The following is a 13213-nucleotide window of genomic DNA, read 5'->3' as shown; positions in this document are numbered from 1 at the left end:
ACGCTTCTAATCCTCCAAAATCCAACAAATCGCAAGCGGGCCGAAGCGCAGCGTGATATGGAGGAGAGGCGGACGAGCAATCGCTTCCTGAGAGAATCCCCGTGAACGGCATAGGGCCGACCACGGGGCTGCCACTCTATTCGAGAGCCATGTTTCTGGATTCAGCGTTGATGAAGGCTACGCTGACTGCCGCAAGCAAAAGAAGACCGGAGATGACACCGAGCGCCAGACCAAAATTCGAGGTCATGACCGGCGCGACAATCGACGGCGCCAGAAGCCCCCCGAAACGCGCGACGGACCCGGACAAGCCCATACCGCTGGCGCGAAGCGTGGTCGGATAGATTTCCGGCGTGAAGGCGTAGATCGCGCCCCAGGTGCCGAGCAGCGCAAAGCTGAGCAGCAGCGTTGCGGAGATGACGATCTCGACCGACTGGCCCAGCCCATAACCCAATGTGCCGATGGCGCTCAGGATCAGGAAACCGATCAGGGTCGGCTTGCGCCCCCATTTCTCGACGCCGTAGGCTGCCAGCGCATAGCCCGGAAGCTGGGCGATCGCCAGCACGAGGAGGAACAACTGACCGCGCATGAAGCCGAAGCCTTCTCCTGCCAGCCGCACCGGCAGGTAGACAAACACGCCATAGTAGGAAACCGAGATCAGCATCCACGCCAGCATCAGGAAGATGGTCCGACGCCGAAGCTCCGGCGACAGCAGCGCGGCAATCGACTTGTGCTGTGGCGCCTGTGGCGTCAGCGGTGCGATCTCGACGACGTTGCCGTTGGTGGCGGCGACGCGCTGAAGAACCTTGCGTGCCTCTTCCGATTTTCCCTGTTGGCTGAGATAGAGTGGTGACTCCGGCACGTAAAAGCGCAGGACAACACCGACAAGCGCCGGCAGACCGGTCACGAAGAAGATCGTGCGCCAGGGCTCTCCGCCCTGCGAACCGGCGACCAGTGCGAGAAGCGCCAGTGCCACAGTTCCCACAGCCCAGAAGCCTTCGAGCAGCACGAGCCAGCGACCGCGTCGGTCTGACGGAAGAAACTCGGCCATCATGGCGTAGTCAACCGGAAGCGTTCCACCCACACCGAGACCTGTCAGGAAGCGCGCGACGAGCAACCAGTGCAGATCAGGAGCAAAGGCCGATGCCACACCACAGATCGCATCGAGAATGATTGCGATGAACAACACCGGCCGACGGCCGATCCGGTCGGCAAGGCGACCAAAAGTGAACGCGCCGACGAGCATGCCGAGAAAGAAAAACGTACCGGTCTGGAGCGCCTGTGGAACGGTGATGCCGAAGCTTGCGGCGATTGAAGGTGCGGTGAAACCGATTGCCAACACCTGCATGGCATCAGCGGCCCAGACAAGCCCGAAAATGATGAACAGACGCTTCTGGAAGCTGCCGACGCCGGCCGCCCTGAGACCCTGTTCCACGGTGATTGGAGTTTGCATGTTACCCCTCGTTCCTTTTTATTTGGGATTACAGTCGAAGCGGTGATCTTCGCCACCTTGGCGCCAGTGAATTGACGCACGAACTCATCCGTTCCGGTCGCGCGACCGGAACGTTGGGATTGACCGAATATGCCGGAAACCCGGCGCTTCTATCAGTCGAACTTTGCCTGCATTTCCTTCACGGCGATTTTGCCGTTGAGCACCATCGGCTCATCATCCAGGAACAGTGAACAACCGCGCATCGGAATATCCAGATGGCAGGCAGTGTCGTTCGGGCCGCCGAGCTCGTTGTTCGGACCGGTGGAGAACATAACGTTGCCGTAGAAGGAGCGAGCTTCCATGCCCATGCCGCCCGGGAATTCTCCCGGCACCATGCGATGCCACTTGGCGTTCTGGTTCAGACCCCAGCCGACATGGCTCATGCCCATGCCGCGCGGATCGTTGAAGCCTTCCATGTAGGACTTGACCAGATCGGCATCGAGCCCGCCTCTGATGTCGGTGATCCAGCCCTTTTCGATCGTGTAGGTGATCGGGTCGCGAACGTAGATGTTCTGCGGCAGCAGGATATCGCCCGGTGCAACGACGATTGTGCCGTCGACGCCATCATCGTCACCGCCGGTGAAGACGAAGCCGGACGGCCAGTGGTCCCAGCGGCCTGGCTCGTCGGTGCATGCATATTCGGTGATGGCAGGATAGGTGTTGAGCTTATAGGTGACGTCGGTGCCGTGTGGCGAGGTGATCCGCATGACCTTCGCCTTGGAGAGCAGGTCACCGGCGAACTCGACGCGCTCACGCAGTTCCTTCGTCGGCAGCATGCGGGCGAGAACTTCCGGCGGTTCGACAGCGGTCAGGATGCGCGTCCCGGCTGCCTGGATCGCCATCTGCTCCGGGCTGAAGAGCAAGAAGATGCAGTCGATCAGCATGTCGGCGGCCTTGAGAGCCTCAACCGCTTCCGGCATGGAGGCGAGGCCCGTTTGGCCGACCGCCCATGCACCTGCCGGCGGCACTGGCGGCAAACGCATGTGATACATTTTGGCGCCGAGACGCATGCCTGCCGCCATGAAGGCGTCAGCATAGTCCAGACGCTCGTTACCCTGTGTCAAGACGATAAGTTTTTCGCCCTCGTGGACGCCCGACATCTTCAGCTGATGCAGGCAGATTTCCGTGAAGCTGAATTGATCCATGCTCGTTCCCCTTGTTGGTTTAAGGCTCAGGTGCTCTTGCGGTTACGGACTATTGGGCTTGACTTTAGCGATTTCGGTAATCGCCTCCTCCCGTGAAACGACGTCGCCATACTTGCTATCGATATCGAAGAGGTTGGCATTGTGCGGGTCCGGATGGCGGTCGCCGACGCAATCACGCACGACAATGGCCCGAAACCCGTGCTGCACGGCATCGACCGCGCTGGCGCGGATGCAGCCGCTCGTCGAGCATCCTGCCATGATGACGGTATCAATGCCCTGCGCATGCAGGTGGGAAGCAAGGCTGGTGCCGAAAAAGGCGCTGGCATATTGCTTGACGATGACCAGCTCGCCGGCCGCCGGCTCCACGCCCTCGCAGAATTCGGCCAGCACATTGCCTTCGACCATGGCCTTCATGACTGGCGACTTCTTGACCCACATGCCGCCATCGGCGCAGTTTTCCGCAAGATAGAGAATGCGTGTATGGATCACGGGGATGCCTGAAGCCCGGGCGGAGGCAATCAGCGCCGGTGTTTGCGCCACTGCTTCGACGACGCCGGGTGCATAGAGCGGCGCTCCTTCGATCGTGTATGCCTTGAGAAAATCGATAACGACGAGCGCTGGCCGCTGGCCGAAGCCGATACGGTTGCCCCAGACACCCTGATAATTGGCTTCGGCAGTTTGCATTGTCGTCTCCCTTAGTAGGCGCCGGACAGAAGCGCGCCGGCGCCCGGCACAACGGCTTCCAGCCCGAGCGATTTCAGCATGCAATAGGTCGTGGCGACGGCGGCGGTCAGCACCGGCTTGCCGGTCATGGCTTCGACCTTCGCGATAACAGGCAGCGAAGGCATCTGGACGCAGGCCGAAAGGACGATCACATCGACATCCGTCAGGTCTAGCGTCTGGACGATGGCCGGAAGATTTTCCGGGTCGTGCCGGGCAACATCGAGATTGTCCGGGATTTCCAGCGCGCGCCAGTCCATGACCTCGAAGCCCTCTTCGCGGATATAATCGACTACGAGCTCCGTAAGCGGCTTCATATAGGGCGCAACGACGGCAATCTTCCGTGCATTCATTACCTTTAGGCCCTCGATCAGAGCACCGGCGCTGGTAACGACTGGAATGTTCGCGCCGTTTTCCTGCGTGCGCCCCGTCAGGCGCTTTTCCGACTGGCGGTGGTAGCCGAGACCCATGGCCATGATGGCAACAAGGCAGGCATAACCCAGCACATCGACGCGGGCATCCGAAAGCTCGACGGCGCAGCGGTCCGATTCCGCATCCATCGCCGCCAGCTCTTCCTTGACGACCTTCTTCATCCGCATGCGGCTTGAATGGAACGTGAAGCGCTCGGGCCGGATGGACTGGCGGGCGGTCAGCATGGCCGGAATTTCGGTTTCCATCGTGGTGTTGGAACTCGGAACGATCTGGCCGATACGGTAATATTTCTGCACGGATGAAATCCTCTGCTGCATGGAAGGCGAAAAACAGGCAAGCGGCGAAGCAAAACGCTCCACCACCACAATCAGCGGGACAGGAAGTCGCCGAGCGCCAGGAAGAAGCCGTCGAAGTCATCCCACGGGATCATGTGACCGGCGTCTGGCACGCGGGTGATCTGCAGCGACGGATTGAGACCCTTGATCTCTTCTTCGTCGGCCGCCTGGATCACGCCGCCGCGGCCCGCGACCATCAGCATCGCGGGAATGGTCAGGGTGGCGAAATCAGGCAAGATGTCGATGTCGTGGAAATCGTTGAACGCCTTGACGATCCCAGGCGCATAGCAAGTATGGAGCCATTCGGCGCGCAGCTGTAGCTGTTCCCCGGTCCAGGTCGGGCAGAACGCCTTCATCGCCTCGGCATCCATTCCCTTCTCGGCCAGTGCGATCGAATCCGTATACCACGGCAGCTTGCTCGGGTACGGGCGACGACCGGGACCGGAAACCGGCGGATCAATCAGCGCCAGACGGCTGAAGGAACCGGGGGAGCGGTTGGACGCCCGCATCGCGATGCGCGCGCCCATGGAATGGCCGAGAATGGCGGGCTGTCTCAGTTCGAGCTCGCTGGCGAAGGCGATCACATCATCGGCCATCGCATCGAGGCCGTAGTTGAGGTCCGGGCCCGTCGACGAAAGACCACGGCCGCGGACATCAAGAACATAAACGTCATGGTGCAGCGACAGGCTTTCGGCAACGAAACCCCAGGTGATTGCCGGCGATGTTATGCCGGGAACCAGAATGACCACCGGCCCCTTGCCGCCATAGCGCAGATAGTGCTGGCGGATGCCGTTGGCGAAGACATTCGCACCATGGAGGAACCGGCTGCTCATGCTGCATTCTCCGTGCGCAGCGGTTCGGCATAGACGTCATAGCCGTATACCCAGGACGGATCCTCCTGCGTCAGCAGGAAGGTATTGGCATTGGAGACGCTCTGCACGCGGGTTGCGCGATCACGGCGATTGGCTTCGTAAAGGCCGAACGCGGTGGCGAAATCGTTGACGCCGGTCTCCTGGAGGCAGCGCGTCAACATGGCGGCATCCTCGATGGCCATGGCCGCACCCTGCGCCATGTGCGGCTTCATCGGATGGCAGGCATCCCCCAGCAGGACAAGTCGGCCGCTGCTCCAAAGAGGCAGCGGGTTGCGGTTGAACAGCGGCCACTTGGTGACCCCGTCCGTGCTTTCGATCAACGCTTGGATGATGGGGTGATAACCCTCGAACTCGGACGCCATTTCCTCGCGACTGCTGGGTACGAATGCAGTATCGAATTCCCAGGCCGGATGAGGCACACCGGTGACGTAGTAATATTCATCGCGACGAGCCGTCGTGTAGTAAACCATCATGTGGCGGTCCGGACCCCACCACTTGACGCAATCTTCGAAGGTCAGGTTGTATTTCCGCAGCTTGTCGGAGGAAATCAGCGCACGATGGCCGACCCAGCCGCTGTAGTTTGGCTTCTCCGCACCAAGCAGCGTTTCGCGGACGCGTGAATTGATGCCGTCGGCGCCGATCACGATGTCCGCCCTTACAGACGTGCCGTCTTCGAACTCGATGAGAACATCCGTGCCATTATCGTCGATACGGGTCAGCTTCTTGCCGAAATGCAGTGTTCCTGGCTGCAGAGCATCGCACTGGATGCCCTGAAGATCACCGCGGTGCACAGTGCAGTAGGTCGCGCCGTAACCTTCAAGCGGAATACGCGACAGATAGTCGCCACTGATGCCATCACGGCTGAACCAATGACTAGGCGTGCTGCTGATGCTGACAACCTTTTCGGCAACGCCGATGCGCTCGAAGATCTTGAGGACATTCGGCCCCATGTGGATGCCAGCGCCCAGCCGCGAAAAGCTCGGCGCCTGTTCATAGACGTTCACGTCGAAGCCGGCATGTTGGAGCAGCGCTCCCGCCACGGCGCCGCCGAGGCCGGCGCCAATAATCGCGATTCTTTCCTTGCTGCTGGACATGGCCGACCCTTCTCGCCGTCACCTGGACGCGTAAACTGAAATTGGAAGTATGACAAATTTTGTAGCGCATACGCTGTAAATAGCAAGTACAGCATCTGCACTTTTGCAAAAATTCCTTCTGGCTTTTCCGCAAAATATGATTATCGTCGCTGTTGCCGGCACATGCATACGCATGGAGAAACGGTCATATAAAGTGCATACGCTTTATAAATGAGCAAGGAACAGCAAATGCGTGACGTGATCTGCAATCGCGTCATTATGAATTGCAGGCACCAGGAACAGGCCTTCAGCATAATGGCGTATTTGAGTATCGGCGGCCTCACTTTGGCCGGTGACCGCGTAGTGGAGCGGGGCTTTTGAAAGAGGCCGCCTCATTCAGCCTGAGCGTCAACGGCACTGTCAGCGACATCGAAGCCGGCGGCGCAACGCCGCTCCTTTACATCCTTAGGAACGATCTCTGCCTCAACGGACCCAAATACGGGTGCGGCCTCGGCGAATGCGGAGCCTGCGCGGTCCTCGTCGACGGCCGGCCCGTACGCTCGTGCACCGTGCCGCTGAAGGCGATCGGCGACCGCAAGGTCACGACGCTTGAAGGGCTGGGAAAGCCCGGCCATCTACATATCGTCCAGCGCGCCTTCATCGAAGAGGCCGCGGCGCAGTGCGGCTACTGTCTGAACGGCATGATCATTGCCATCGTTGGCCTGCTGGAAGCGAAGGCGGAGCCCGACGAGAGCGATATTCGCGCGGCGCTCCGGCATCATCTCTGCCGCTGTGGCACGCATATGGAAATACTTGCCGCAGCACGCCGCGCCGTCGCCTATGCGAAGGCTGAAAAGTCCGCCGGCTCGGGAACGGAAGACAGGATCGAGGTTTCGCCATGAGCATCCACCGCGAAACGCCGAGAGCTACCTACCTCGCCACATCAGACATCCTACTGATCGTCTCCGATGCATCCCTGGGCGATGCAGCCGAGCTCTACGTCGCCATCGATAGCAACGGTCGCGTCAAGGCATTCAACGGGCATGTCGATCTTGGAACCGGCATCCGCACGTCACTGGCGCAGATCGTCGCCGAGGAACTGCATGTTCCTTTCGAGCATGTGGAAATGGTGCTGGGCGCGACTTCCGCCGCCCCCAACCAGGGCGCCACCATCGCCAGTGAGACGATCCAGATCACCGCCGTGCCGCTCCGGCAGGCCGCGGCAACGGCGCGTCATCACCTCATGGCGAAGGCTGCTGCCCTGAAGGGCACCGCGGTCGAGCACCTTGTCCTTGAAGACGGCGTCATCCGCGCCGGCAACGGAGCGAACTGGAGCTTCACCTTCGGCGAACTCGTCGCGGGAGAGCATGTGCGCCTGTCGATCGACGCCAGTGCGGAGCTGAAGCCCGCGTCTGCCTACCGCATCGTCGGCTCCTCGCGGCCGCGCGTGGACATCCCGGCCAAGGCAACCGGTCAATGGACGTATGTGCATGACGTGCGCGTACCCGGCATGCTGCATGGCCGGGTCATCCGGCCGCTCTATGCCGGCTTTGATCACGGCGAGCATGTCGGCAACAGCCTCATCTCCATCGACGAAGGCTCGATTGCCCACATCGATGGTGTTGTCGGCGTTGTCGCCATCGGTGATTTCGTTGGCGTCGTCGCAACGCGCGAGGAAATCGCCATCGAGGCTGCGAAGACGCTGAAGGTCTTGTGGCGGGAGCCGCCGCAGCGCCCGGATCTGAATGCGCCGGAGATGGCGCTGCGTGCTAATCCCGCCACGCCGCGCAAGCTCATCGATCGCGGCAATGTCGAAATGGCTCTCGCCGGCAGCGCCGAACCCATGAACCGCACCTATATCTGGCCCTATCAAATGCATGGCTCGATCGGGCCGTCCTGCGCCGTGGCCGATTATAGCGAGACCGGGCTGACCGTCTGGTCGGGCACGCAGAACCCCTTCCCCATGCGTCGCGATCTGGCACTCCTCCTCGACATGCCCGAGAACATGATCCTCGTGGAGCGCCTGGAAGCCGCCGGCTGCTATGGCCGCAACTGCGCCGACGATGTGACTGCCGATGCCGCGCTTCTGTCCCGCGCCGTGCGCGCGCCAGTGCGCGTGCAGCTCACGCGCGAGCAGGAGCATGCCTGGGAGCCAAAGGGCGCTGCCCAGATCATCGACGTGCGCGGCGGCCTCGATCTTGAGGGTGGTCCTTCGGCCTATGATTTCGAGACGCGCTATCCGTCCAATCTCGCACCGACATTATCGCTGATCCTGACCGGCAAGATCCCGCCGGTGTCCGACGTAGTGCAGATGGGTGACCGAACGGCGATCCCACCCTATGCCTATGGCAATCTCCGGGTCACCGTCCACGATATGCCGCCGATTGCCCGGGCCTCGTGGTTCCGCGGCGTTTCCGCGATGCCGAACACCTTCGCGCATGAATGCTATATTGATGAACTTGCGGCCGCGGCCGGCGTCGATCCGATCGAATACCGGCTGCGATACCTTCACGATCCCCGTGCCGTGGACCTTGTGCATGCCCTGGCAGAGCGGGCGAACTGGGTGCCCCACACGAAATGGGGCACGCTTGGCGGCGAAGGCGACCTGCTTTACGGCCGCGGCTTCGCCTATGCTGTCTATATCCACGGGCCGTTTCCGGGCAAGGCTGCCGCCTGGGCGGCCTGGGTGGCCGATGTCGCCGTCAACACCAAGACCGGCGAGATCGCCGTAACCAAGGTGATCTGCGCACAGGATTCCGGGATGATGATCAATCCCGACGGCGTGCGGCATCAGATCCACGGCAACGTCATCCAGTCAACCAGTCGTGTGCTGAAGGAGCGCGTCGAGTTTTCCTCCACCGCCGTCACCTCGAAGGAATGGGGCGGCTATCCGCTGATCACCTTCCCCGAATTGCCCGATATCGACGTGCTGATGGTTCCAAGACAGGACGAGCCGCCGCTCGGCGTCGGTGAATCCGCTTCCGTCCCGAGCGCATCGGCCATCGCCAACGCGGTCTATGATGCCATCGGCATACGCTTCCGCGAACTGCCGCTGACACCGGAAATGGTGCTGGCGGCGCTGAAGGGCGGTACGTCCACGCCGCCTCCGGCAGCGCCCGCGAAAAGGAAGCGGTGGTGGAATATCGGCATCTCGACTGCCGGAGCCGCGGCGGCAATTTCAGGGCTTGTGGCGATGGCATCCCCATGGCGGCCCGCGATCGCCACGATCGAGCGGCCGGACGTGAATGTCTACAGCGCAGCGACGATCGAGCGCGGCCGCCTGGCCGCCGCGGCAGGCGCCTGCAATGTCTGCCATGTCGGCAACGACGGCACGCCCTTCGCCGGCGGCCGACGCTTCGACACGGCATTCGGCACGGTCTATGCCACCAACATCACGCCGGACGTGAAAAACGGCATCGGCGCCTGGTCCTACACCGCCTTCGAGCGGGCCATGCGTGAAGGCATCAGCCGCGATGGCCACCACCTCTATCCGGCCCATCCCTACACATCCTTCGCTGGCGCTGAGGAAGCGGACCTGCAGGCGCTCTACGCCTACATGATGACGCAGACGGCAGTGGCAGGAAAGGCGCCGGAGACAAAGCTGAAGTTTCCCTACAGCATCCGCATGATGATGGCAGGGTGGAATGCGCTGTTCCTGAGGTCGACGCCCATGACCTACGACCAGACGCGCAATGCCACCTGGAACAGGGGCGCCTATCTCGTCGAGACGCTCGGCCACTGTTCCGCCTGTCACACCGAACGCAATGCGCTGGGTGCTGAAAAGACCGGAAGTGCCCATCTCTCGGGTGGCTTTGCCGATGGCTGGGAGGCGCCTGCGCTCAACGCCATGGCCAAGGGTCCGGTTGGCTGGACAGAAGATGCTTTCTACGACTACCTGCGCACGGGCCATTCGCGCGACCACGGCAGCGCCGCCGGTCCGATGGCCCATGTGGTGGAGGTCATGCAGCCATTGCCGGACTCGGACATCCGCGCCATGGCAAATTATCTGGCCAGCCTGAATAAGGACAGCGACCCTTCGAAGGCCGTGGCCCAGAGCCAAGCAGCGATTGCAGCCAGTGAGGCGGCAAAGGTCAGTGCGGGACTGGTTTCGCCCAAGGGCGAGCGCATCTTCAATGGCGCCTGCGCCACCTGCCATACCGGCAACACGGTCCTCTCATCGCTGGCGCTGAACAGCAATCTGCATGCCGATACGCCCGACAATCTCATCCAGGCGATCCTCGGCGGTGTCGAGGCGCCGGCGATCCTTGCGGAAACCACTGGCCGCGGAGCGCCGGAAGTCATGTCCATGCCGGCATTCCGCGATACGCTGAACGAGACGCAGCTGAAGGATCTCACCGATTACCTGCGCGCCCGTTTCGCGCCGGACAAGCCGGCCTGGAGCGACACATCGGCGGCATTGCAACGCATTGCCGCCACCGCACACTGAGGAACACATATTGCCTGAAACAGCGGCCATTGCGGATATCGAAAGTCGGGCTCTCTTTGAGCGCCCGACTGCCGCATTTCGTCCTTCAGCCTACTGGTTCTGGCATAGCATTCCCGATGAGGCGACCTGCCGGACACAGCTTGCCGATTTCCAGGCGAAGGGCATCGGCACCATCCTGATCCAGGCGCGACTCGCCCTGCCGCGCGAGCAGTACCTGTCACCGCACTATCTGTCAGCCTACAGGCAGGCAGCCGACATCGCGGCTCAACTCGGGCTCAAGCTTGGCATTTATGACGACTATAACTGGATCAGCGGCCATGCCGGTGGCAGGACGGTAGAAGGGCGTGACGAACTGCGCGAGCGTCACCTGTTCTGGTCGTCTTCGGCAGATAGGCAGGGCACGATAAGCAGGATCCATCCGGCATTCACACTGAAGATGGGCGCCGACATCATTGCCTGGCAATATGAAGGCGGGCGCATCGAATGGTGCGAATGGACTGTCGAGACAGCAGTGCTGCATCCCTCCGGCCCAATTGAGGCATATGATCGGATCATCGACGTGACATCGCAGGTCAGCATCACAGGTTCCGATCGTGCGTCCTGCAGCTATTCCTATGATGGCGCGGTCGCATTCGGCTGGACGCTGACGGTCTTCATAAGCGCGCGTTCCGCAACATCACGGATCATCAACTATCTGCTGCCGGAGGCAGCCCAGCGTTTCATCGACGTTGGCCTCGAACCCATTGCCACAGCCCTTGGCAAGAGCGTGCCCGATCCCGTTGGATCTGTATTCTACGATCAGCCGGCCCCCGGCTTCTATCGCTGGGACCAGATGGCGGGAAATCTCGGCAACAGCCTGCTGTTTGCGCCTGCGCTGAAAGACTGTGTCCTGTCCAATACGGGCGTATCGTTCGCCGTCGCCCTTCTCGCGGTGGTGCGCAACGTTGGGCCGGAAACCTTGCGGCTGCGTGCGTTGTTTCACGCAGCCTATTCCACCTTGATGAACGAGGCATTCTTCGGCACGCTCAGGGCCTGGGCGGAAGGAAAAGGGATCGTCCTCACGGGGCATGAGATCCTCGCTCATGTCAGCTCATGGGCACCCAATGGCGGCTTCACAAGCATCGATCCGCGCGTCGCGCCGGCGGTGGACTTCTTCGGCATCGACGCCATCAGGCACGACACGGCCGTGGACGCAAACAATCTCACGCCACAGTTGGCTCCCAAGATGGGTGATTCCGTCGCCCGCTCGAACGGACGCAGCCGCTGCGTCGTCGAGACCTATTTCACCGCCGAACGCACTGAAGTGCGCGCTGCCGGCCAATGGGAGGTGACGCTGGAGGCATCGCGCGCCCAGGCGATCCGGCTTGCCTGCCTTGGCACACGGCAGTTCCTCTGGCACGGCGTCTACCAGACCGATGGACTCGACAACGACCCGACGCCCTTCACCAATCCGCGCTTCGACTTCGCGCCCGGCATCAACTTCGAGCCGTGGTGGCCCTATCATGATCTTTTCGCCGAAGAGATCGCACGCGTTTCCGCCTTCATAGAGGCTGCAAAACCGCGAGCGCCGGTTGCTATTCTTTATCCTCTCTACACTGCCTTTGCCGAAGGGCCTCGCCACGGCCATGCCACCCATATCGCCGCCTGGTGCGAGCAACTGTTGGCGCAGGGCTGCGATTTCATGTTCGTGAGCGAGGCGGATATCGCAAACGCGGCTATAGAAGATAGACGGCTGCTTGCATCCGGTCTCGCGTTCGACGCGGTGGTGCTGCCTTCGGTGACGGTACTGGAAACGGCTGTTACGATTCAAAAGCTCGATGCATTCACGAAGGCCGGCGGTCGGATCTGGTCTTCGGGCGAAACCGTCTCCACGGTTTGCACGGGCGAGAGAGTCTCCGACTCGGTTGGCGTCACGTCGCACACCACAGCGATACCCAATGCCGAAACGGTGTCCGCCCTCCTGTCGACCCTGACGCTCGACGGTCCGCAGATTTCGGGCCAAAGGCCGTGGCAATGGATCGGTCGTGATGTTGACGGCTGGTGGAGGATGGTCGTTTTCAACGATGGCGCAGAAGATATCGGCTTTGACATCCTGCTCGGAGATGGCTTTGATTATGCGATATGGGACTCAGAACATGGGTCTGTCGAAGCCTTCGCCGCCGTTCACAAGCTGACCGTAGAGTTGGAACCGCACGAAGTTCGCTGCATCCGTCTCCGTCAAAGCGACCAGGCGGCCAGGCCCATCGGTCATCTATCGAGCCGACCGACGCTTGAGCGAAACCGGCTCATTGCTCTGGCAGACGGCTGGACATTCGCGCCCGACCAAGATCAGGCCTTCGTGCCTATTTCCGTTGACAGCGGCTGGGAAGAGCAAGGCTTTCCGGCCTTCAGCGGCACGGGCATCTACCGGCTTTCCTTCACAATGGAAACCGAGGCCGACTGGATGCTGGAACTGCCGACCGTTCATACGGCGGTCACTGCTTATATCGATGGAACCGAAGTGGGACGCCGTGGCTGGCGGCCCTATCGCTTAGGGCTCGGCCACCTTGCCGCCGGCACCCATGAACTCGAGCTTCACGTCGCCAACACGGCAGCAAACCGCTATTACGACAACACACCCTATCTCGGCAGCGGCCCGGACAAGAGCGGGCTGACAGCCACACCCCTGCTCATACCGCTGCAAAACAGACCGGAATAAGA

Annotated in this window: 9 protein-coding genes; 3 read left to right on the top strand and 6 right to left on the bottom strand. The window is 61.4% G+C overall.

The window, feature by feature from the left end:
- Window positions 1-136: 136 nt before the first annotated feature.
- The 6 genes from FHT85_RS05190 to FHT85_RS05165 all read right to left on the bottom strand — a co-directional run bounded on the left by FHT85_RS05190 (window position 137) and on the right by FHT85_RS05165 (window position 6087).
- Complete coding sequence (locus tag FHT85_RS05190; protein ID WP_112410216.1) at window positions 137-1450, bottom strand: MFS transporter; 1314 nt, start codon at window positions 1448-1450, stop codon at window positions 137-139.
- Window positions 1451-1602: 152 nt separating this feature from the next.
- A complete protein-coding gene (locus tag FHT85_RS05185; RefSeq protein WP_112336068.1) occupies window positions 1603-2634 on the bottom strand; it encodes a leucyl aminopeptidase in 1032 nt (343 codons plus the stop codon).
- A gap of 42 nt (window positions 2635-2676) precedes the next feature.
- Window positions 2677-3318: an N-carbamoylsarcosine amidohydrolase gene (locus FHT85_RS05180; RefSeq protein ID WP_112410215.1), complete on the bottom strand. Its 642-nt coding sequence runs from the start codon at window positions 3316-3318 to the stop codon at window positions 2677-2679.
- Between the two features lie 11 nt (window positions 3319-3329).
- Window positions 3330-4082, bottom strand: a complete 753-nt coding sequence (locus FHT85_RS05175) for an Asp/Glu racemase (RefSeq protein ID WP_041678490.1) — start codon at window positions 4080-4082, stop codon at window positions 3330-3332.
- A gap of 71 nt (window positions 4083-4153) precedes the next feature.
- A complete protein-coding gene (locus tag FHT85_RS05170; RefSeq protein WP_112410214.1) occupies window positions 4154-4954 on the bottom strand; it encodes an alpha/beta fold hydrolase in 801 nt (266 codons plus the stop codon).
- Entirely contained in the window at window positions 4951-6087 is a 1137-nt protein-coding gene (locus FHT85_RS05165) for an FAD-dependent monooxygenase (RefSeq protein WP_112410213.1), read from the bottom strand. Before FHT85_RS05165 ends, FHT85_RS05170 begins: the two co-directional genes overlap by 4 nt.
- A 356-nt stretch (window positions 6088-6443) precedes the next feature.
- Here FHT85_RS05165 and FHT85_RS05160 point away from each other — a divergent pair, with 356 nt between their 5' ends.
- Genes FHT85_RS05160 through FHT85_RS05150 form a run of 3 tightly spaced genes read left to right on the top strand, consistent with a single transcriptional unit; the run spans window position 6444 to window position 13211 of the window.
- Entirely contained in the window at window positions 6444-6968 is a 525-nt protein-coding gene (locus tag FHT85_RS05160) for a (2Fe-2S)-binding protein (protein ID WP_112336072.1), read from the top strand.
- Window positions 6965-10513: a molybdopterin cofactor-binding domain-containing protein gene (locus tag FHT85_RS05155; RefSeq protein ID WP_112410212.1), complete on the top strand. Its 3549-nt coding sequence runs from the start codon at window positions 6965-6967 to the stop codon at window positions 10511-10513. The genes FHT85_RS05160 and FHT85_RS05155 overlap by 4 nt, the downstream gene beginning before the upstream one ends.
- Window positions 10514-10523: 10 nt before the next feature.
- Window positions 10524-13211 carry a carbohydrate-binding protein gene (locus FHT85_RS05150; RefSeq protein WP_112410211.1) on the top strand — a complete coding sequence of 896 codons (2688 nt, stop codon included), beginning with the start codon at window positions 10524-10526 and terminating at the stop codon, window positions 13209-13211.
- Window positions 13212-13213 lie beyond the last annotated feature (2 nt).

It is taken from the genome of Rhizobium sp. BK312 (assembly GCF_014193605.1).
In the GTDB taxonomy this organism is placed as follows: Bacteria; Pseudomonadota; Alphaproteobacteria; order Rhizobiales; family Rhizobiaceae; genus Rhizobium.
The sequence above is the reverse complement of the archived record's forward strand: the minus strand, read 5'-3'. Positions and strand labels throughout refer to the sequence as shown.